The organism is Xanthomonas sp. PPL134 (assembly GCF_040595915.1).
Lineage (GTDB): Bacteria > Pseudomonadota > Gammaproteobacteria > Xanthomonadales > Xanthomonadaceae > Xanthomonas_A > Xanthomonas_A indica.
Genome location: NZ_JAMDLL010000001.1, coordinates 538,195 through 559,984, shown reverse-complemented (window position 1 = coordinate 559,984; position 21,790 = coordinate 538,195). Strand labels below are relative to the sequence as shown.

18 protein-coding genes are annotated in these 21,790 nt (G+C 69.6%); 8 read left to right on the top strand and 10 right to left on the bottom strand.

All coding sequences use genetic code 11. The features are described from left to right. Positions 1–50 precede the first annotated feature (50 nt). Together M3U25_RS02490 and M3U25_RS02485 are read left to right on the top strand one after the other, a co-directional pair. Entirely contained in the window at positions 51–2,150 is a 2,100-nt protein-coding gene (locus M3U25_RS02490; RefSeq protein WP_355496328.1) for a M13-type metalloendopeptidase, read from the top strand. A gap of 237 nt (positions 2,151–2,387) precedes the next feature. Next, entirely contained in the window at positions 2,388–4,400 is a 2,013-nt protein-coding gene (locus M3U25_RS02485; protein ID WP_355495185.1) for a M13 family metallopeptidase, read from the top strand. 143 nt (positions 4,401–4,543) lie between these two features. Here the strand turns inward: M3U25_RS02485 and M3U25_RS02480 are convergent, their stop codons facing one another. From M3U25_RS02480 to M3U25_RS02450, 7 genes are all read right to left on the bottom strand, one after another. After that, positions 4,544–5,362, bottom strand: coding sequence for a GIY-YIG nuclease family protein (locus M3U25_RS02480; protein ID WP_355495188.1), 819 nt, complete (start codon positions 5,360–5,362; stop codon positions 4,544–4,546). An 89-nt stretch (positions 5,363–5,451) separates the two neighbouring features. After that, a complete protein-coding gene (locus M3U25_RS02475) occupies positions 5,452–6,108 on the bottom strand; it encodes a rhomboid family intramembrane serine protease (protein WP_355495191.1) in 657 nt (218 codons plus the stop codon). 773 nt (positions 6,109–6,881) lie between these two features. Beyond that, positions 6,882–7,262 (bottom strand): MGMT family protein, encoded by a 381-nt coding sequence (locus M3U25_RS02470; RefSeq protein ID WP_355495194.1) that lies wholly within the window; start codon positions 7,260–7,262, stop codon positions 6,882–6,884. Continuing rightward, positions 7,259–8,197 (bottom strand): DMT family transporter, encoded by a 939-nt coding sequence (locus tag M3U25_RS02465; protein WP_160947962.1) that lies wholly within the window; start codon positions 8,195–8,197, stop codon positions 7,259–7,261. Before M3U25_RS02465 ends, M3U25_RS02470 begins: the two co-directional genes overlap by 4 nt. A gap of 90 nt (positions 8,198–8,287) precedes the next feature. Continuing rightward, positions 8,288–9,649, bottom strand: a complete 1,362-nt coding sequence (gene gorA / locus M3U25_RS02460; protein WP_355495198.1) for a glutathione-disulfide reductase — start codon at positions 9,647–9,649, stop codon at positions 8,288–8,290. Positions 9,650–9,806: 157 nt separating this feature from the next. Then, positions 9,807–11,027, bottom strand: a complete 1,221-nt coding sequence (locus tag M3U25_RS02455) for a DUF418 domain-containing protein (RefSeq protein WP_355496331.1) — start codon at positions 11,025–11,027, stop codon at positions 9,807–9,809. Positions 11,028–11,187: 160 nt separating this feature from the next. Further along, positions 11,188–11,667, bottom strand: coding sequence for a peptidylprolyl isomerase (locus M3U25_RS02450; RefSeq protein WP_160947964.1), 480 nt, complete (start codon positions 11,665–11,667; stop codon positions 11,188–11,190). Positions 11,668–11,776: 109 nt separating this feature from the next. Here M3U25_RS02450 and M3U25_RS02445 point away from each other — a divergent pair, with 109 nt between their 5' ends. From M3U25_RS02445 to M3U25_RS02435, 3 genes are all read left to right on the top strand, one after another. Next, positions 11,777–12,319: a C40 family peptidase gene (locus M3U25_RS02445; protein ID WP_242156666.1), complete on the top strand. Its 543-nt coding sequence runs from the start codon at positions 11,777–11,779 to the stop codon at positions 12,317–12,319. Positions 12,320–12,426: 107 nt separating this feature from the next. Then, positions 12,427–13,266: an NlpC/P60 family protein gene (locus M3U25_RS02440; protein ID WP_355495203.1), complete on the top strand. Its 840-nt coding sequence runs from the start codon at positions 12,427–12,429 to the stop codon at positions 13,264–13,266. A gap of 407 nt (positions 13,267–13,673) precedes the next feature. Next, positions 13,674–14,444 carry a nucleotidyltransferase domain-containing protein gene (locus M3U25_RS02435; RefSeq protein WP_355495206.1) on the top strand — a complete coding sequence of 257 codons (771 nt, stop codon included), beginning with the start codon at positions 13,674–13,676 and terminating at the stop codon, positions 14,442–14,444. On the opposite strand, the gene M3U25_RS02430 is transcribed toward M3U25_RS02435, so the two are convergent. From M3U25_RS02430 to M3U25_RS02420, 3 genes are all read right to left on the bottom strand, one after another. Then, on the bottom strand, positions 14,432–14,911 hold the full coding sequence (locus M3U25_RS02430) for an acyl-CoA thioesterase (RefSeq protein WP_010341292.1): 480 nt from the start codon (positions 14,909–14,911) through the stop codon (positions 14,432–14,434). The genes M3U25_RS02435 and M3U25_RS02430 overlap by 13 nt on opposite strands. A gap of 113 nt (positions 14,912–15,024) precedes the next feature. Further along, positions 15,025–15,792, bottom strand: a complete 768-nt coding sequence (locus M3U25_RS02425; RefSeq protein ID WP_355496334.1) for a class I SAM-dependent methyltransferase — start codon at positions 15,790–15,792, stop codon at positions 15,025–15,027. A 76-nt stretch (positions 15,793–15,868) separates the two neighbouring features. After that, positions 15,869–17,209, bottom strand: a complete 1,341-nt coding sequence (locus tag M3U25_RS02420; RefSeq protein ID WP_152182838.1) for a dicarboxylate/amino acid:cation symporter — start codon at positions 17,207–17,209, stop codon at positions 15,869–15,871. Positions 17,210–17,360: 151 nt separating this feature from the next. On the opposite strand from M3U25_RS02420, the gene M3U25_RS02415 reads away from it, so the two are divergent. From M3U25_RS02415 to tilS, 3 genes are all read left to right on the top strand, one after another. After that, positions 17,361–19,067 (top strand): alkaline phosphatase, encoded by a 1,707-nt coding sequence (locus M3U25_RS02415; protein ID WP_355495212.1) that lies wholly within the window; start codon positions 17,361–17,363, stop codon positions 19,065–19,067. Between the two features lie 53 nt (positions 19,068–19,120). Further along, complete coding sequence (locus M3U25_RS02410) at positions 19,121–19,639, top strand: WG repeat-containing protein (protein ID WP_355495215.1); 519 nt, start codon at positions 19,121–19,123, stop codon at positions 19,637–19,639. A gap of 808 nt (positions 19,640–20,447) precedes the next feature. Further along, a complete protein-coding gene (tilS, locus tag M3U25_RS02405; protein WP_355495218.1) occupies positions 20,448–21,764 on the top strand; it encodes a tRNA lysidine(34) synthetase TilS in 1,317 nt (438 codons plus the stop codon). Positions 21,765–21,790 lie beyond the last annotated feature (26 nt).

The following is a 21,790-nucleotide window of genomic DNA, read 5'->3' as shown; positions in this document are numbered from 1 at the left end:
CTTTATCCACGTCGGCCTGGAGCCTGCCTGTGACCCTTCGCAATCCCAAGATGCTGCTGTTGACCCTGGCCGTGAGCGCCGCGCTGACCGGCTGCAACAAGCCCGAGAGCGCCGCGCCCGCCGCCGACGCCGCCAAGCCCGCGCCGGCCGCCGCCCCGGCCGCGGCGTCGACCGAGCTCAAGCTCGACACCAGCAAGCTGCCGGCCTACAACGCGTTCAACGTCGACGACCTGGACGCCAGCAAGAACGCCTGCGACGACTTCAACGGCTACGTCAACGGCAAGTGGCTGGCCGCCAACGAAATTCCCAAGGACCGCAGCAGCTGGGGCGCGTTCTCGATCCTGGACGAGCGCTCGGTGGCCGTGCAGCACCAGCTGGCCGAACAGGCCGCCTCTGCCGCCAACCCGCAGGGCGTGGAAAAGATCGTCGGCGACTTCTGGTCCTCGGGCATGGACGAAGCCAAGATCAACGCCCAGGGCATCGAGCCGCTGAAGGCCGACCTGGCCGCGATCGACGGCCTCAAGGATGGCCCGGCGATCGCCGAGTACCTGCGCCAGAGCGCGGCCAAGGGCGAGAACGGCCTGTTCGGCTTCGGTGCCGAGGCCGACTTCAAGAACTCGACGATGAACATGGCCTACGCCATGCAGGGCGGCCTGGGCCTGCCCGACCGCAGCTACTACGTCGATGCCGACAAGCAGGACAAGCTCAAGGCCTACCAGGCGCACGTGGCCAAGGTGCTGGAACTGGCCGGCGTGCCGGCCGCCGATGCGGCCAAGCAGGCGCAGGACGTGGTGGCGCTGGAAACCCGCCTGGCCAAGGTGTCCAAGTCCAGCGAGCAGCTCTCGCGCGACGCCGAACTGGCCTACAACCCGGTCACCCCGGCCGAGGCCGACAAGCTGACCCCGAACTTCCCCTGGACCAAGTTCTTCGAGTCGCAGGGCGTGGCCGTGCCGGAGAAGTTCTCGCTGGCGATCCCGGCGTTCCATCAGGAAGTGAGCAAGGCGCTGGGCGACACCGACCCGTCGGTGTGGCGTGCCTACCTGCGCTTCCACACCGTGGACAGCGCCTCGCCGTACCTGAGCGATGCCTTCGCGCAGGAGAACTTCGCCTTCTACGGCAAGGAGCTCAACGGCCAGGCCGAGATGAAGCCGCGCTGGAAGCGCGTGCTCGGCAGCATCGAGAACGGCGCCGGCGAGGCGATGGGCCAGATGTACGTCAAGGTCGCCTTCTCGGCCGACGACAAGGCCAAGATGCAGCAGTTGGTGCAGAACCTGAGCCAGGCGCTGAAGGCGCGCCTGGAGAAGCTGACCTGGATGAGCGACGAGACCAAGGCCAAGGCCCTGGAGAAGTGGAAGACCTTCACCCCGAAGATCGGCTACCCGGACAAGTGGCGCGACTACAGCAGCCTGACCACCAAGCGCGACAGCTACCTGGACAACGTGCGCGCCGCCACCGCGTTCAACTACAAGTACAACCTGAGCAAGATCGGCAAGCCGGTGGACAAGACCGAATGGGGCATGACCCCGCAGACGGTCAACGCCTACTACAACCCGCTGCAGAACGAGATCGTGTTCCCGGCGGCGATCCTGCAGCCGCCGTTCTTCGATCCGAAGGCCGACGACGCGTTCAACTACGGCGGCATCGGCGCGGTGATCGGCCACGAGATGACCCACGGCTACGACGACCAGGGCGCGCGCTTCGGGCCCACCGGCAACTTCGAGAACTGGTGGACCCCGGCCGACGCCAAGAAGTTCTCCGCGCTCACCGGCAAGCTGGTCCAGCAGTTCGACGGCTACGAAGTCGACGGCAAGCACGTCAACGGCAAGCTGACCCTGGGCGAGAACATCGCCGACCTGGGCGGCATCACCACCGCCTACGACGCCATGAAGAAGGCCACCGAGGGCAAGGACGACCCGAAGGTCGGCGGCATGACCCGCGACCAGAACTTCTTCATCAACTGGGCCACCGTGTGGCGCACCAAGTACACCCCGCAGAACGCGATGGTGCGCCTGACCACCGACCCGCACGCCCCGGCGCAGTTCCGCGCGATCGGCGCGCCGTCGAACCTGGAGGCCTTCGCCACCGCGTTCCAGTGCAAGCCGGGCGCGCCGATGGTGCGCAGCGGCGACAAGCGCGTGGTGATCTGGTAAGCGGCAGCGTCACCGCCGTCTCGCGAAAAGGCCCGGCATGTCCGGGCCTTTTTGTTGCGTGGCTGCCGGCCGCCGTCAGCGCCGGCGATGCCGAACGCCCTGCCCGGCCACCGACGCCCGTGGTCACCGACGCCGCTCGCTGAATCCGGTTGGGCGATGGACGCGCGTCATCGCCACAGTTGCACACCGCGGCTTGTTAAACTCCGCCGACTTTAATCCTGACCGGATGCGTTCCCGATGCCCAATGCCCGTCCGCTTGCCCTCGCCGTCGCCCTCGGCCTGATCGCCCTCGCCTCGGCCGCCGACGCCGCGCCCAAGAAGAAGCGCGCCGCCACGCCCAAGGCGCCGCCGATCAGCGCCGCCTGCAGCGATTTCTACGACGACGCCAACGCCGACTGGCTGAAGCAGAACCCGGTGCCGCAGACCGGTGCGGTCACCGCGCTGGGCCAGCTCGCCGAGCGCGCGCAGCAACAGCAGCGCGACCTGCTCGACGCGTCCATGCAGTCGCCGCAGAACGCGGTGCAGAAGGCGCTGGGCGACTTCTGGGCCAGCGGCCTGGACGAGGCCGCGGTGGAGAAGGACGGCTCCAACCCGATCGCGCCGCTGCTCGGCCGCATCGACGCGATCAAGAAGGCCAAGGACGTGCCGGCCTCGATCGCCGCGCTGCACCAGATCGGCATCCCGGTCGCGTTCAACTTCGGTGCCGACGTCGACCTGAAGGCGCTGGACCGCCACATCGGCTACTTCATGCAGGGCGGCATGGGCCTGCCCGACCCGGCCTTCTACACCCGCACCGACGCCGACACCCTGGCGCTGATGGGCCGCTACCGCACCTACGTCAAGCAGATCCTGACCCTGACCGGTACCCCGGCCGACCGGCTCGAGGCCGACACCCAGTCGGTGCTGCAGATCGAGACCGCGCTGGCGCGCAGCGCCAAGTCGCTGGCCGGCATCAACAACCCGTTCAACAACTACGCGCCGATCTCGACCAAGGAGTTGAACAAGCAGTACCGCAACCTGCAGCTCGACGCCTTCCTCAAGGCGCAGGGCGTCAACGACGACCTGGTGTCGATGGCCGACCCGGACATGTTCAAGCAGCTCGACGGCATGATCGTCAGCATCAAGCCCGAGCAGTGGAAGGCCTACCTGCGCTGGCGCGTGGGCGATGCGATGGCGCCGTACCTGTCCAAGAGCTTCCGCGACGCCAGCTTCGAGTTCCGCGGCCGCGTGCTGCAGGGCCAGGTCGCGCCGCCGCCGCGCTGGGCGCAGGTGCTGGACGCGATCAACGTCGCCGCCGGCCCGATGCTGGGCCGCGAGTACGTGGCCCGCTACCTGTCGGCCGACACCCGCCGCCAGGCCGAGACCATCGCCGACCAGGTGCGCGACGCGCAGATCGCCGCGGTCAAGCGCAGCACCTGGCTGAGCGAGCCGGCGCGCACCGAGGCGCAGGCCAAGCTGGCCGCGCTGAAGATCGAAGTCGGCGCGCCGCGCCGCGACCTCGACTACACCCTGCAGCCGATGGGCCGCGGCAGCTTCGGCGGCAACATGCTGATCGCCTCCACCTGGCGTCACCGCGAGGAGATGAAGCGCATCGGCAAGGGCAACGCCGACCGCCGCTGGGACGTGCTGCCGCAGCAGCCGGCGCTGACCTACGACATCGCCCAGAACCGTCTGATCGTCACCGCCGCGGTGCTGCAGCCGCCGGTGTACGCGGCCGGCGGCGACGCCGCGGCGCTGTACGGCGCCTACGGCGCGATGGTCGCGCACGAACTGATCGGCGCCATCGACAACAAGGGCAGCCAGGTCGACGCGCAGGGCCAGTTGCGCAACTGGTGGACCCCGGAGGACAAGAGCGCCTGGAACGCGCTGGCCGCCCGCACCGCCGCGCAGTACGGCGCCTACGACTTCCCCGGCGTGAAGGGGGCCAAGGTCAATGGCCCGTTGACCCAGGACGAGGACCTGACCGACATCGGCAGCGTCGAACTGGCCTGGCAGGCCTACGGCGCCGCGCAGCCGAGCGCCAGCGAGGCCGGCAAGCAGGCGTTCTACAAGGCCTGGGCCGGCCTGTGGGCGCAGCAGCTGTCGCCGAACGAAGCCGTGCAGCGGGTCACCGCCGACGTGCACGCGCCCGGCCGCTGGCGCACCAACGGCGCGTTGGCCAACCTGCCCGCCTTCGCCGCGACCTTCACCTGCAAGCCGGGCCAGCCGATGGTCCGCAGCGAGGCCGAGCAGATCCACCTGTGGCCGTGAGCCGCTGCCGGCGCTAGCCGCCGGCCAGGCACGCACAGCAAGACGGCGCGGGCAACCGCGCCGTCTTGCGTTTGCGACCTATACGAACACTACTGCGCTGTAAGCAATTGCAATCAATCCGCCCTAACTCGAGACAACGAAGGCTATTTCCCTACCCATACGATCAATGGATAAGGCTTGAGCTCATAACTCGCCAGAAGGTTTTTGGCCATTGCCCTCGTTAAATTCTTGAGCCGAAAAGAATCAAGGACCTCAGCGGATGGCTTACACGACCGCTCCAGCAAAAGATGGAACGCCTCCACTTGCGCTTCTTTGCTAGCAATCGCGAGCTGATCAATCGACAAGAACGCCTTGGCAATATGCTCCATGACCCGAAGTTCCCGCTCAGGATTCATATCACGCAACAGAGAATCACTAGTAGATTCACCGCCGAAAAAGCTAGTTGGAAAAATGCCATCCAATACATCGGCACGAAATTTTTGTTCCCGCGTAAGAGTACAATTTCCAATCGGAAATTCTTGCAACTGACTCAACGGAATTTTAAAAAGCACACTAGGAACTTGATCACTACTGCTCTCAGCCCCTGGCGGTAGCCGCTGCCCACCCGCGCAGCCCAATTTGTTTTCTACATGATCATGACGTACCGGCAATGAAAGACCGAGCTCCGCATTGATTTCACAACAGATAGTAAAAACAAAATCAGCCGCAACCTGGGGAGGAACACGAAAGAATTCACGACGCGAGTTTATGCGATAGCTTGCAAGTCGTTTATGGATTCGGCGCTCAGCCTCCCTACAATTCCCCACCAGGACTGAGCACACTAGATCAAAAGCTTTTGGCACACCGCTTGATCCAGCATAAAATTCTTTCGCCCGAACCCCCGGCTCGCGTAAAGTCATACCAATCTTTAGCACGTTCGGTCCAAGCGACGCGTTTTTCAGTACATAAACGCTTCCTTTCATAACCCACCAATAATCTAAAGCCAGCAGACACGAACTACTTATCCATCCGCGCCAAAGCTACGGTATAGATGTCCGCCAGCACGCTGCGCTCAGCGCACGATGCGCGGACGCGGCGGCTTGCGCTTGCCGAACGGCGGCTGGCCGCGCCAGTAGCGGATCATCAGCCAGCCGAACAGCATGCCGCCCAGATGCGCGAAATGCGCCACGCCCGGCTGCCAGCCGGTGAAGCCCATCAGCAGTTCCAGCGCGCCGAACACGATGACGAAGGTGCGCGCCTTCATCGGGATCGGCGGGAACAGCAGCATCACCCGCTGGTTCGGAAACAGCATGCCGAACGCCAGCAGCAGGCCGAAGATGCCGCCGGAGGCGCCCAGGGTCGGATATGGCTCGTTGCCGTTGCTGAGCATCCACCAGCCGACCAGCAACTGGCACAGGCCGGCACCGACCACGCACACCAGGTAGTAGGTCAGGAAGCGCTTGTTGCCCCAGGTCTGTTCCAGCGGCCCGCCGAACATGTACAGCGCCAGCATGTTGAACAGCAGATGCGAGAAGCTGCCGTGCAGGAAGCCATAGGTCAGCAACTGCCAGAGCTGGAAATTCTGCCCGGGCGAGAACGCATCGAAGGCGCCGATCGGCCACAGCATGAAGGGCGAGAACGTGTCCGTGCCGAGCAACATCTGCAGCAGGAACACCACGACGTTGCCGATCAGCAGCGCTTGGGTGACGGGCGGAAGTCTGGGGAACATGGTCGGGTCCGTGGCAACTGCCCCCATCATAGCCGCTCGCCGGAGACTGCACTCCAACCGACGCGGCGGCATCCGGCGCCTCGACTGCGATCGCCCCCCGGGGGAACCGCCACACCCTTCTCGATAATGTTTGTAAGAGCGACTTCAGCCGCGACGAACGACACCGGCCAACCCGCAGGCTGCGCAAAGAGCGTCGGGACTGAAGTCCCTCCCACAAGGACCAAGCCCTCTCTTCCAAGCACCATCACCAGTGCGGTGCGCCGAAGGGCGGATGGTGTTCGGGGCGCAGCCTCGTGCAGTTGAAACACCGCATGCGCTTCGCGCCCCGACCCTCACCCCAACCCCTCTCCCGGAGGGAGAGGGGCCTGCACCCCTTCTCCCCCCGGGACCATGGCCCCCTTTTTGGGGGAAGGTGCCCCGAAGGGGCGGATGAGGGTACGGGCGCAGCCTCGCGCAGTTGAAACATCGCATGCGCTTCGCGCCCTGCCCTCACCCCAACCCCTCTCCCCCGGGGGGAGGAGCCCCGAAGGGGCGGATGAGGGTACGGGCGCAGCCTCGTGCAGTTGAAATACCGCGTGCGCTTCGCGCCCCGACCCTCACCCAACCCCCGCTCCGCGCCCCGGCCCGCGCTTGCGGCGCGGGCGCTCCAGGGCACGCGCGCCAGTGGCGCGCACGCCGTGCCCTTTCGCCCTGGAGGGAGAGGGGCCAAGCCAATCACAGCCGACCTCTTCTGCTCGTTGAGACACCGGCCGCCGCAGTTCTCGTGGGCCTCGTTACCACGGCCCCCACATCTCGGCATCGAGATCGCGCACCGGCGCCGGCGCACGCTTCACCCGTCCGCCCTGCACCGCTACGCCTTCGGCGCGCAGGCGCTGGCATTGTTCGCGATAGCCACGCGAGCCTTCCGGAAACGCGATGCGGCCGTCGCTGCGCAGCACCCGGTGCCAGGGCAGCGCGGCGTCGGTGTTGCCGCCGAGCAGGCGTGCGACCAGGCGCGCGCGCCCCGGCAACCCGGCCAGCATCGCCACCTCGCCATAGCCGCGCACCTGGCCCGGCGGGATCGCCTGGATCGTCGCCAGGATCCGCGCGTGCGCCTGGGCCGTCGTCGTGGCCGACGCCGTTGCCGTCGCTGCGGGCGGCCGTCGTGGACTCATGCCGCCGGCCGCGCCCGCACCGGCCGCGACACCAGCAGCACGCCGCCCAGCACCAGCACGGTGCCGGCGATCTGCCACGGCCCCATCGCCTCGCCCAGCAGCAGCACGCTGAGCACGATGGTGGAGACCGGGCCGAGCATGCCGATCTGCGACGCCAGCGCCGAACCGATCCGCTGCACCGCCAGCATCGTCGCCAGCACCGGCACCGCGGTGCACAGCGTGCCATTGAGCAGCGACAGCGCGTACACGGGTGCCGGCAAGGCCAGCGCCTGCAGCGGCCGCAGCAGCAGGAACTGGGCGATGCACAGCGCGCAGGCGACCAGGCTGGCGTAGGCGGTCAGCCGCACCGCGCCGACCCGCGCCACCAGTTGGCCGCTGCCGACCAGGTAGGCCGCATAGGCCAGCGCGCTGCCGAACACCAGCAGGCTGCCCCAGGCGGTGCGCGCGCCGCCGATGCGCAGGTCGTGGCCGAACGCCAGCAGCACGCCCAGGTAGCTCAACGCCAGCGCCCACAGCTGGCGTCGCTGCGGCCGTCGCCGCCACAGCAGCACGCCGATCAGCAGCACCAGGGTCGGGGTGAGATAGAGGATCAGCCGCTCCAGGGTCGCGGTGATGTAGGCCAGGCCGAGGAAATCCAGGAAGCTGGCCAGGTAGTAGCCGAGCACGCCCAGCGCGACGATCCGCCAGCGGTCGCCGGGCTGCAGCGGCGGCGCGCGCCGCGCCGCCCACAGCGCCATCGCCGCGAAGCACGGCAGCGCCACCAGCATGCGCAAGGCCAGCAGGGTCACCGCATCGACACCATAGCGGTAGCCGAGCTTGACGATGATGGCCTTGCCGGAAAACGCGATCGCGCCGCCCGCGGCGAGCAGTACCCCGCCGAGGCTGGCCTGTGTGGCGGCGGGAGCGACGCTGGCGGAGGTGCCGGGCGCGCTCATCGCGCAGCGCCGCGGCAAGGAGGAGAGAACACGTGCATGCCGCCATTCTACGGCGCGACGGCCGGCCAGCCGTCGGATCGCCGCTTTCTCTCAGCGCATCAGCACCACTTCCTCGGCCGAGGTCGGATGGATCGCCACGGTGTCCTCCAGTTGCTGCTTGGTCACGCCCAGCTTCAACGCCACCGCGAATCCCTGCAGGATCTCATCGGCGCCATCGCCCAGCAGGTGGACGCCGACCACGCGCTCGTCGGTGCCGACGCACACCAGCTTGAACAGGCTGCGCTGCGGCGAGTCGGCCAGCGCCTGCAGCATCGGCCGGAAGTTGCTGCGGTACACGGTCACCGCGTCGGCGCCATAGCGCTCGCGCGCCTGCTCCTCGCCCAGCCCCACCTGGCCCAGCGGCGGGTGCGAGAAAACCACGCTGGGCACGTTCTCGTAGTCCAGCCGCGCCTGCGGCCGGCCGCCGAACACGCGGTCCATCAGCTTGCGCCCGGCGGCGATCGCCACCGGAGTCAGGCCGACCTTGCCGGCCACGTCGCCGATCGCATACAGCCCCGGCACGTCGGTGTTCTGGTAATCGTCCACCACGATCTCGTGCTTGTCGCCCAGGCGCACGCCCAGCGCTTCCAGGCCCAGGTCGCGGGTATTGGGGCGGCGCCCGATCGCGAAGAACGCCTTGTCGACGCTGTCGCCCGGCCGTCCCTGCGCATCGACCACGCACAGGCCCTCGCCGCTGCGGCGCAGGGCGCTGGCGCGGTAGCCGAAATGCAGGCGCACGCCCTGGTGGCGAAGGTTGTCGGCGAGCTGCCGCGCCAGTTCCGCGTCGAACCGCTCCAGCAGGCGCTCGCCCTGCACGTACAGCTCCACCCGGCTGCCCAGCGCCTGCAGCAGCCCGGCCAGTTCCACCGCGATGTAGCCACCGCCGACGATCGCCACCCGCGGCGGCGCCTCGCACAGGTTGAAGAAGTCGTCCGAGACCAGGCCCAGGTCGGCGCCTTCGATCTGCGGCCGCAACGGATGCGCGCCGGTGGCGATCACCACGTGGTTGGCGCTGACCCGCACGCCGTCGTCGCATTCGACGGTGTGCGCATCGACCAGCCGGCCGCGCCGCGGAATCAGCACCACGCCATCGGCATCCAGGCGCCGCCGGTAGCTGGCGTGGATGTTGCCGATGTAGCCCTGACGATGCGCCACCAGTTCCGCCCACGACAGCGTGGCCTCGGGAATGGCGAAACCGACCGCACGCGCCAGGTCGATGCGCTCGACCAGGTCCGCCGCCAGCCACATCGCTTTCTTCGGCACGCAACCGACATTGACGCAGGTGCCACCGAGCGCGTTCGGCTCCAGGATCGCCACGCGCGCGCCGTGGCTGGCGGCGCGGAACGCAGTGGCCAGGCCACCGGACCCGCCGCCCAGTACCAGCAGGTCGTAATCGCGGATCGGCCCGCTCACGACGCACGCTCGGCGCGCAGGGGGGCGGTATCGCTGGCGGGCGTGTTGCCGCCTCTCACGTCATCCATCGGCTGTCCTGTCGCATGTCTCGGTCGCCGCGGAGCATGCCATGGGCGGCCGCGCGGCAGATGTGAGGACGCCGCGGCAGCGCCTGCGCTCAGGCCGCGCCGCGGCGCATCGGCTGCCAGCGCAGATAGCTGGCCGAGCGCCACAGCCACTCCACCGGGCCGAAGCGGAACCGCTGCAACCACCAATGCGACACCACCACCTGCAGCGCGAACAGCGCGATTGCGAACGGGATCTGCCAGGCACGCGGCAAGCGCTCGAAGTTGCCGAAGCCATAGCCGTAGAACAGCGTGGTGCAGACCAGCGACTGCAGCAGGTAGTTGCTCAGCGCCATGCGCCCGGCCGGAGCCAGCCACTGCAGCGCGGGCGCGGCGCGCACCAGCCAGGCCGCATAGCCCAGCGCCATCAGGCCGCTGGCGATGCTGGCCAGGGCGTAGGCGCAGGTCAGGCGCAGATCCAGCCGTGCCGGGTCCATCCACGGCTCCAGCCGGAAGCTCAGCAGCATCAGCGCCAGGCCCAGCGGCAGCACGCCCCAGCGCAGCGAGGCGAGCAGCCGCGGAAAGCGCTGCGGGTGCGCGGCCAGGCCGCTGCGTACGCACCAGGCGCCGAGCAGGAACATGCCGAAGATGCTCGGCGCATTGAACAGCAGCCCGCTCAGCGATTCGGCCAGGTCGCGCGCGCGTTGCGCGGTGGCCTGGACATAGCTGCCGTGGCCGAATACCTCGCGCTGCTGCGCCAGCGCCGCAGCGCTGTGCTGCGCCTGCTCGGCCATGTCGCGCTGCCACTGCGCCGCAGCGTGCGGATCGGCCTGCGCCGCCGACGCCACCGCGCCGATCAGCAGCCACAGCGCCGGCGCGAACAGATACACCGCCAGCGCCATCCCCGGCAGCCAGCGCGTGGGCGCCTCGCGGAACGCCAGCAGCATGAACGCCAGCAGCGCATAACTGACCAGGATGTCGCCGGACCACAGCAGCAGCGCGTGCAGCAGGCCGATCAGCAACAGCCCCGCGCTGCGGCGCAGGAAGAACCCGCCGAACGGCCGCCGCGCGGTCTCGGCGCGCTGCGCCATCACCGCAAAGCCCATGCCGAACAGCAGCGAGAACAAGGTGTAGAACTTGCCCTGCACCAGGATGTAGACCAGTGCGTCGGCGATGCGGTCGGCGCCGCGCAGCGCCGGATCCAGGCCGGTCAGCGCCGCGTCCAGCGGACCGACGAAGCCCTCGATGTTCATCAGCAGGATGCCCAGCAGGGCGAAGCCGCGCAGCACGTCCAGCGTGGCGATGCGCTCGGCGGGCGCGACGGGCTGCAACAGGCGGGCGGAGGAAGCCAAGGCGGGCACCGGGCGGAAGGCCGGCGAATGTCCCCTCGCCGCGATCAGGAGGGCCGCCGGCGTCCGCGGCGGCGCGACGGCGCCGCTGCGCGCGGCGCCAGGGCCGGCGGCACCGGCGCGACCGGCACCGCCGCCAACGCAATCAGTGGTGGTGGCCGCCGTCGCCGTGCACGTGGCCGTGCTCGATCTCTTCGGCGCTGGCCTCGCGCACGTCGACGATCTCCACGTCGAAGTGCAGGTCCTTGCCGGCCATCGGGTGGTTGAGGTCGACGTCGACCACGCTCATGCCGACCTTCTGCACGGTCACCGCGCGCGGGCCGAAGTTGGTCTGCAGCACCACCTGGCTGCCCGGCTGCAGCTTGGCCGCGCCGAAATGCTTCTTCGGCACGCGCTGGCTCAGGCCCTCGCGGTATTCGCCGTAGGCGTCCTTGGCGGCCACGTCGACGCCGAAGCTGTCGCCGGCGGCCTTGTCCAGCATCGCGTTCTCCAGGCCCGGGATGATGTTGCCGTGGCCGACCAGGATCACCAGCGGATCGCGGTCCTTGGAGCTTTCGATCGGTTCTTGACCGACTTCCGAAACGGTGTAGTGGAAACGGACGACGCGGTCTTTTTCGATCTTCATGTGCACTCTGCGCTGTGGCTGCCGGGGGCAGACGGGATGGGCGGCTTGTCGGCCGCCGGGAGCGCCGCCATCATGGCGGCCTTCTGAGGTCGCGCATTATCCCGGCTCCATGCACAACACGCCAGTTTCGCCGCGCGGCCGCCGCGCGTTCCCGTGGTGGCTTCCGCTGCTGTGCACCGCCGCGCTGGCGGCCTGCGGACGCCACGAGGTCCGCCACACCCGGCCGGCACCGGTGACGGTGCGCGAGTGGCCGCAGGTGGCGCCTGCCGACCCGGTCGCGGCCAATGCGGTGCTGATGCGCGCGCTGGGCCTGGTCGGCACGCCCTACCGCTACGGCGGCAACACCCCCGAGTCCGGGTTCGACTGCAGCGGCCTGGTCGCCTACGTCTATCGCGACATGCTCGACCTGCGGCTGCCGCGCACCTCGCGCGAGCTGGCCGCGGTGCAGGGGCCGCGGATCGACCCGCAGCGCCTGAGCACCGGCGACCTGGTGTTCTTCGGCAGCGCGGGCAATGTGACGCACGTCGGCATTTACGTCGGCGAAGGCCGTTTCGTGCACGCCCCCAGCACCGGCGGGACGGTGCGCCTGGATTCGTTGGACGGGGCCTACTGGCGGGACCATTACACGGGCGCAAAACGGGTTTTGCGTTGAATTGTGATTTCACCCACATTCATAATTACGAAAATTTAACCTTATTTGAACTTCCTGTTTCTGTCTACAAGGCATGATCCCTCATCGTTTTATTTTGTGATCCAAGCGTGACGACCGAAGCCAAGACCTCTCCAGGCAAGACCGCCGTTCCCCGCCGGACCGCTTTCCGCCTCTTCTGCACCGCCTCGCTCTGTTTCTCGGCCCTCCCGGCCCTGGCCCAGACCGCTCCCGCCGACACCGTCGTCCCGGAAGCGATCGCGACCGTCGCCCCCGCTCCGGCCCAGGTCGGCGCCGCCGCGACCACCGCCCCGGCCGCCGCGCAGACCAGCAACACCATCGCCTCGGCCAAGCCGGCCGCCGCCAGCCAGACGCCCGCCGCGCCGTCGCGCAGCAAGGCCGACGCCGCCGCCACCGCCACCCTGGCCGCCCTGCTGCCGCACCTGGCCGCCAACGACACCATTCCGCTGATGGACCGCTCGGCGATGTTCGCCGGCGACATCAGCCGCCTGCTGGCCAACTACGACGTGTCCCAGCCGGTCCCGCGCGAAGGCGTGGTACCGGGCGGCGACAAGGTCCAGTCCGTGCTCAAGCGCGCCATGGCGCTGCTGGGCACCCCGTACCGCTGGGGCGGCGAAGACACCGAAGGCTTCGACTGCAGCGGCCTGGTCGGCTACGTATTCCGCACCGCACTGGGCATCGAGCTGCCGCGCGTGTCGCGCGAGATGGCCCGCGAGGCCAACGCCCAGCTGATCAAGGACCGCGACGCGCTGGCGCCGGGCGACCTGGTGTTCTTCGGCCGCAAGGGCCGCGTCGACCACGTCGGCCTGTATGTCGGCGAGGGCCGCTTCCTGCACGCCCCCAGCCGCGGCAAGGACGTGCGCGTGGACACGCTGACTTCGGGCTACTGGGGCGAGAAGTTCGTGCAGGCGCGCCGCGTGGCGATGTAAGCCGCCCCGTCTGCAGACACCTCAGGAAAGGCCGCTGGCGACAGCGGCCTTTTTTCGTTGCGGCGGTTTGCTGCCCCTGGGTGGCCGCCGGACCACTGGCGCACGGCGACGTCGCTCACAGGAGATAGCGACGAGCGGGCTAGCGTCGCAGCGGCCAGCGACACCTGCCCTCGCAACCACGGAGACCCGCCGGCGCGGCCGCACCTGGCATGCCGCGACTTGCGCTGCGCCGGCGGGACTCGCCGCATTGCCCCCCTGCAGTTGCGCGCCGTCCACGTTGCCCATCGGCACGCTACGCTGGCCAGCCTTGATCGCGTCACCGGCACTTCGATGACACTCCTTCCCTCGCCCGCCCTGCAGGTCTGCCATGCGGCCGCGTCCTGGCCGCGCCAACAGGCGGTGCGCTGATGCCGGCCGCCCCCACCCTGCCCACGCCCGCACAGGCACTGGCGCTCGCGCAATCGCTGTTGTCCACCCGTTACGCCGATGCGGCCTTCGGCTTCGCCGCCGGCTCGATCCTGCGCGGCGAAGGCACGCACCTGTCCGATCTCGACCTGGTCGTGGTCTATGCGCATCTGCCGGCCGCACGCCGCGAATCGTTCCTGGCCGACGGCGTGCCGGTCGAGGCCTTCGTGCACGATCCGGGTACGCTGGCCTGGTTCGTCGATGACGATGCGGCCCGCGGCCGCCCCAGCCTGCTGCACATGGTCGCCGAGGGCGCCATCGTCGGCACTGCGACCGACGCCGCACATGCCCTGCAAGGCCAGGTCGCCGCGCGGCTGCAGGCCGGCCCAGCGCCGCTGACGCAGGCGCAACGGGACGCGCTGCGCTACGAGATCACCGACCTGATCGACGACCTGTGCGGCGAACGCAGCGCCGCCGAGATCGTCGCGATCGGCGCCCTGCTGCATCCGCGCCTGGCGGAACTGGCGCTGCGCGGACGCGGCCACTGGTACGGCAGCGGCAAGTGGGTGCCGCGCCTGCTGGCACGGATGGACCCGGCGGTGGGCGCGCGCTTCGAGCAGGCCTTCGCCGCGCTGTTCGCCAGCGCCGACTGCGCGCCGGTGCTGGCCCTGACGCAGCAGGAACTGGCCGCGCACGGCGGCCGCCTGTCGATGGCGACTGCCGCACCGCGCCGGCGGACTGGCGCGCGTAGGCCGCGCGCTCAGCCGTGGTAGTGGGCGATGGTGTCCTCGATGCCCTTGCTCAGCTCCATCACCTTCTGCGCGTACTCCGCCAGGCGATGGTCTTCCGGGGTATCCGGATGCCAGGCCGGGACCGCGGTCGGCCGGCCTTCGACGCCGTCCAGGGCCACGAACACGATGATGCAATGCGTGCACAGGCGCGGCTCGCCGCCCATCGGATCGCGGGCGCGCACCTCGATGGCGAAATGCATGCTGCTGGTGCCGGTGTGGACCAGCTTGGCGCTGACCGTGACCATGTCGCTGATGCGGATCGGCGACACGAAGCGGATGCCGCCCACCGCCACGGTCACGCTGTAGTGGCCGCTCCAGCCCACCGCGGCGGCGTAGCCGACCTGGTCGATCCACTTCATCACCACGCCACCGTGGACCTTGCCGCCGTAGTTGACGTCGATCGGCTCGGCCAGGAAGCGGAAGGTCAGTTCGCGTTGGGTGCCGCTCATCGGGAGTCCATGCAGGGGAAGAAGGCGGCAGTCTGCCATGCGCCGACGCCGCCAATCGCAATGGCGCCGCAATGGCCTGCGGCCACGGCCGCGCTGGCGGCCGATGGAGTCGGCTACGCCGCGGCCAGCGCCAGGTTGTCGCGCTTGCGGATGCACAGCCACGGGAAATGCGGCTGGCGCCAGCGCAGCGCGCGCAGGCAGCGCGCGGACCAGCGGCGCGGGTCGAACAGCCGGCGCAACACGATGCCGTCCAGCGCTGCGTCGGTGTGCTGGTGGTACTGCTGCGCCAGTTCCGCGCAGCCCAGGTCGCTGAAGTAGCGCAGGCTGCGCGCGGCGCTGGCGCGGGCCTGCTCGGCGTCGGCATAGAACGGGCTATCGAGGATGTGCAGTTCGCCGTCGTGCTGCAGCAGCTGCAGCAGGCGCACGATCAGCACACGCGGGTCGGCGAAGTACGGGAGGCAGGCCGGCACCACCACCACATCGAACCGCTGCGTCGGCAGCGGCAGGCGCAGGATGTCGCCGGCGACGAAGCTCAGCCGCGGCGCGGCGGCGAATACCCGCGCCGCCTGCGCCAGTTCGGTGCGATTGACATCGACGCCGCAGACCTCGCGCTGCAGGCCGCTGGCCAGGCGATGCGACAGCCAGCCGTTGCCGCAGCCCAGTTCCAGCAGCGGCCCGTCGCCGCCGCGCGCACGCAGATGGCGCAGCAGGCGCCGGCACGATTCGGCACGCACCCGCCATTCGTAACTTGCGCCGAGTGCGCCGGACGGCTGCGGCAGCGTGCGCACCTGCGCGTCGCCGTAGAGCCGGCCTTCGCGGCGGCGCACCTCGAGATACCGCTGCTCGAACGGGTCGTCCGGCAACGCGTCGTGCACCAGCACGCCCTCGCGCAGCGTCAGCCCCGGCAACTGCCGCAGCTGCGCGCGCAGGCGCTCGACAGGCGCGCTCACGGCAGCATCAACGCACCTGGCCGGAACCGTCGACCGGCGGATCTTCCAGGCCGACATTGCTCGGCGCCGCCTCGTAGATGGTGCGGTCGAGCAGGCCGGTTTCCTTGGCCACCAGCACCGGCACCAGCATCTGCCCGGTCACGTTGGTCATGGTGCGCATCATGTCCAGCACGCGGTCGATGGCGTACAGGTAGCCGATCACCTCCAGCGGCAGGTTGGCCGCACTCAGCACCACCGTGGCCATCACCACCGCGGTGCCAGGCACGCCGGCGGTGCCGAAACTGCCCAGCACCGAGGCGATCAGCACCACGAAGTACTGGTTGGCGGTCAGCGGCACGCCGGTGTACTGGGCAATGAACACCGCGCACAACGCCGGGAAGATCGCGCCGCAGCCGTCCATCTTGATGCTCGCGCCCAGCGGCACCGCGAACGCCGCGTAGTCCTTGTTGACGCCCAGATTGTGGGTGATCGAGCGCAGCGCCACCGGCATCGCGGCGAAGCTGGAGGAACTGACGAAGGCCACCTGCATGCCCGGCGCGGCGCCGCGGAAGAACTTCCACGGGTTCAAGCCATGCACCAGCAGCAGGCCGCTGTACACCACCACGATGTGGATCGCGCAGGCCAGGTACAGCGCCAGCACGAAATTGCCGAACGGCAGCAGCTTGCCGAAGCCGTAGCCGCCGACCAGCGCGGCGATCAGGCCGAAGGTGCCGAGCGGGGTCATCTCCAGCACGAAGCGGGTGACCTGGATCATGATCTCGCTCATCTGCTTGGTGAGCTTGCGCGCCTCGGCCACGCGCTCGCCGAGCTTGACCATGGCAAAGCCGAGCAGCGCGGCGAAGAAGATCACCGGCAGGATCGAGCCGCGTCCGGCCGCCAGCACGGTCTCGCCGGCGGCATTGGTCTTGGTGCCGATGCCGGTGAGCGCGTAGAACGGATTGGACGGCACCACGTCCAGCAGCACCTGCACCGGGCTGGGCACGTCGCGCGGGGTCCAGGCGCTGTCCACGCGCAGGCCCAGGTGGCCGGCGCCCGGCTGCAGCACGGTGCCCACGGCCAGGCCGACGCCGACCGCCAGCGCCGCGGTGACCACGAACCACAGGAAGGTGCGCCCGCCCAGCTTGGCCACCGACTGCTGCCCGTGCAGCGCCGAGATCGCGTTGATGACCGCGAAGAACACCAGCGGCACCGCGATCATCTTGATCAGGGTGACGTACAGGTCGCCGAGCGGCTTGAACCAGGTTTCCGCGGTCGGGCCCAGTGCCCAGCCGGCCAGGGCGCCCAGCACGAAGCCGGCGACCACGCGCTGCCAGAACGGAATGCGTAACCAGGCCGTCACCAGTTTCATCGACGCTGTCCAGAAATCTCGGGGGTTTCGCACGATAGCGCACCCCGGCGGCAACGACGACGCCATGGCTGGAAAGGCGCGATGTCATCGGCGTGCCTTGTCGCAACCGGCATAATGCGGGGGACTTCGTTGTTCAGGACCCGTTCCGCGTATGCGCCTTCCCGTTTCCGCTCTCGCCGCCGCCTCCACCCTGCTGCTGGGTGCCTGCGCCAGCGCGCCGCACGCGCCGGCCGCCAGCGCCAACGTCGCGCCAATCGTCGTCCCCGCCGTCGCCCATCCGGCCGGCGAGACCGCGGCGTGGTGGTACCGCAGCGGCGCGGCCAAGGCCGCCAACAACGGCGCCATGCGCGGCAAGGCCAAGAACGTGATCCTGTTCCTGGGCGACGGCATGAGCCTGACCACGGTCGCCGCCGCGCGCATCCTCGACGGCCAGCGCAAGGGCGCCTCCGGCGAGGAGAACCAGCTGTCGTGGGAGGCGTTCCCCGCCACCGCGCTGAGCAAGACCTACAACACCGATTCGCAGACGCCGGATTCGGCCGGCACCATGACCTCGATCACCACCGGGGTGAAGACCCACATGGGCGCGATCGGCGTGTCCGCCGGCAAGCGCGACGCCTGCGCCGACAGCCTCGGCAAGCAGTTGCTGAGCTGGCTGGAACTGGCCGACAGCGCCGGCATGGGCACCGGCATCGTCACCACCACCCGCCTCACCCACGCCACCCCGGCCGCCACCTATGCGCACGTGCCCGAGCGCAACTGGGAAAGCGATGCCGACCTGCCGGAGAAGGCGGTCGCCGAGGGCTGCCGCGACATCGCCCAGCAGATGGTCGGTGCGCGCTTCGGCCGCGGCCCGCAGGTGATGCTGGCCGGCGGCCGCGGGCAGTTCACCACCGTCGAACAGCGCGACCCGGAGTACGACGACAAGGTCGGCCTGCGCCTGGATGGCCGCGACCTGGTCGGCGAATGGCGCCAGCGCCATCCGCAGGGCGCCTACGTGTGGACCCGCGGGCAACTGGAGGCGGCGCAGAACGCGCCGGCGCTGCTGGGCCTGTTCGAGCCGGACCACATGCAGTTCGACCACGACCGCGACCGCAGCGCCAACGGCGACCCGAGCCTGGCCGAGATGACCCGCGCCGCGATCCGCACCCTGTCGCAGGACAAGAACGGCTACGTGCTGATGGTCGAAGGCGGACGCATCGACCACGCGCACCACGCCGGCAACGCCTACCGTGCGCTTGACGAGACCATCGCGCTGTCGCAGGCGGTGCAGGCCGCGGCGGACGCGACCTCGGCCGAGGACACGCTGATCATCGTCACCGCCGACCACTCGCACACGCTCAACTTCGTCGGCTATCCGCAGCGCGGCAACCCGATCCTGGGCAAGGTGCGCGGCACCAGCGGCGAGGACGCCAACACCGGCGACCTGGCGCTGGACGGCAACGGCCAGCCCTACGCCACGCTCAGCTACGCCAACGGCCCCGGCTACACCGGCGCCAGCAACCAGCAGCCGGCCGGGGTCAAGACCTTCCCGCATGCGCCGAGCAGCTTCGAGCCGGCCAACGGCCGTCCCGACCTGACCCATGTCGACACCGAAAGCCCGGACTTCATGCAGGAAGCGCTGGTGCCGACCAAGGCCGAGACCCATGGCGGCGACGACGTCGGCATCTGGGCGCGCGGACCCGGCAGCAACGCGTTCCGCGGCAGCCTGGAGGAGAACGTGATCTACCACGTGATCGTGCAGGCCACGCCGACCCTGCGCGCGCGGCTGTGCCAGGCCGGCACCTGCAACGGCGACGGCGTACCGGTGGAGCTGCCCAAGCCGGCGGCCTTCATGACCAGCGCCGCGACTGCGCAATGAGCCGGTATCGGTCGCACGGCGGTCGCCTGCGTGCGGCCGTTGCCGTGTGCGCAGTGTTCGCTGCGTTTGCCGCGCTCGGCGCCGCGTCGATGGCCACGGCGCAACCGGCCGCCGAGGCCTGCCGACTGGGCGACCCGAATAGCGACCGGCCGGTGGTGCCGGGCTGCCGGCTCGGCGCCGACGGACGCCTGGTACTGACGCCGCAGGCGTTGCGACACCTGCATTTCGATCGCGACGGCCTAGCGCTGCTGAGCGTCGGCGCACGCTTCTACTATGTGCGCGCCGATGGCCACAGCCTGCCGGTGATCACCTGGGACAACGGCCCGGACGGCTTCACCGAAGGTCTCACCCGCGGCATCGTCGACGGCCGCATCGGCTTCTACGACCGGCAATTGCGCGAGGTGATCGCGCCGGTGCATGACTTCGCCTGGCCGTTCGCGCACGGCGTCGCCGAGGTCTGCGATGGCTGCAGCGCCGGCACACCCGACGCCGACGGTCATACGCCGATGCAGGGTGGCCGCTGGTACTCCATCGACCGCCACAACCGCGAAGTGCCGGCGCCAAAGCGCTGAGCCGATCAGCGTGCGCGGCATGGCCGCGCTGTCGCGGGCAACGTCGCCAAGGCTGGTCCTCTGCAACGCATCTCTTGCTGCAGCTCCACGATGTCGGCGGAAGCGCATCGTCCGCGAGGTGAGAAATTCCCGCGTCGGGACTGACGTCCCTCCCACAAGGAGCTGACTTACCTTTGCGCTGCTTAGGACGCCGTGGCGCGCTGGCCACAGGCCGGGCTTGGCGTGCTGGCGGCCGACGCCGAGCAGGCGCCCTGCCGAGCAGGCGATCGGGATAGTGCCGGCTGCCGAGAGCTGCGCTTGTGGGAGGGACGTCAGTCCCGACGCGCTGAGCCGAAAGGCGTCGGGACTGAAGCCCCTCCTACAGGGGATACTGCAGCTCTGGAGGTCATCTGGAGCCAGACGATCGTCTTCTGCTACCTCTCGCTGCATCGCTGCGATGTAAGGGAAACGCGGAATCTGCGAGATGCGGGTTCCTCGCGTCGGGACTGAAGTCCCTCCCACAGGGAGCTCCCTCACCTTTGCGCTGCTTCGGACGCCGTGGCGCGCTGGCCACAGGCCGGGCTTCGCATGCTGGCGGTCGACACCGAGCAGGCGCCTTGTTGAGCATTCGACCGGGATAGTGCCGAGTGCCGGGAACTGCGCTTGTGGGAGGGACTTCAGTCCCGACGCCTCGAGCTGAAAGGCATCGGGACTGAAGTCTCTCCCTCAGCGCTGGCCAGCCTCAAAGAGCTCGCCCTGGTCGCGCGTCGCGCTGGCAAGCGCTTGCGTCTACAGTGACGCGATGGCTCCGCGCGTCTCCACGTCCCCCTTGTCCGCCCTCGCCGCCGCACTGCCCGATCCGGCACCGGCGCCGCTGCTGCTCGGCTTCAGCGGCGGACTGGATTCGACCGTGCTGCTGCACCTGCTCGCGCAACACCCCTCCTATCGCGCCGCAGGCCTGCGCGCGCTGCACGTGCACCATGGCCTGCATGCCGAGGCCGACGCCTGGGCCGCGCAGTGCGCGCAGCTGTGCGCCGCGCTGGCGGTGCCGCTGCAGGTGGTGCGGGTGCAGGTGCCGCGCGACAGCGGCGATGGTCTGGAAGCGGCGGCGCGGCAGGTGCGGCGCGACGCCTTCGCGCAGGCGCTGCAGCCCGGCGAATGGCTGGCGCTGGCCCAGCACCGCGACGACCAGGCCGAGACCTTCCTGCTGCGTGCGCTGCGCGCGTCCGGCCCGGATGGCCTGGCGGCGATGCAGGCGCTGTCCGACTTCGCTGGCAGCCGCCTGTGGCGGCCGCTGCTGGCGCAGCCGCGCAGCGCGTTGCATGCCTATGCACGGCAGCACGGCCTGCAGTGGATCGACGACCCCAGCAATGCCGATCCCGGCTTCGATCGCAATTTCCTGCGCCTGCAGGTACTGCCGCTGCTGCGCCAGCGCTGGCCGCATGCCGACGCCGCCCTCGCTCGCAGCGCGGAGCTGTGCGCCGACGCCGGCGCGTTGCTGGACGCGGACGACCGCGCGGTACTCGAGACCCTGCAGGATGCCCCCGGCGCCCCACTGTCGCTCGTCGCGCTACGTGCCCTGCCCGCGGCACGGCGCGCGCGCGTGCTGCGGCGCTGGGTCGCGCAGGCCGGGCTGCCACCATTGCCGGCAGCCGGCCTGGCCGCGATCGAACGCGACCTGCTGCAGCCGCGCGCCGACGCCGCGGCGCAGTTCGCCTGGCATGGCGCCAGCGTGCGCAGTTGGCGCGACACGCTGTACGCCGAACGCGACCCCGCCCCCTGGCCTGCCGACTGGCACGCGCGGTGGGATGGCCGCGCGCCGCTGCCGTTGCCCGACGGCCGCCGCCTGCACCTGCTCGCCGACACCATGCTGGCCTTCGACACGCCGTTGCTGGTGCGTGCGCGCCGCGGCGGCGAACGCCTGCGCCTGCCCGGGCGTGCACAGTCGCAGTCGCTCAAGCACCTGCTGCAGACCCAGGCGCTACCGCCGTGGGAGCGCCAACGGCTGCCGCTGCTGTTCGACGCCACGCAGCTGCTGGCCGCCGGCCCGGACCTGCTGGCCGCGCCGCTGGACGCCTGGTTGCAGACGCACGCCGCACGCCTGGCGCTGGATCCGCGGCCAGTGCCGGCACCCGCGTCGCATTGACCCTGCTGCCGCCGCCGCGCACACTT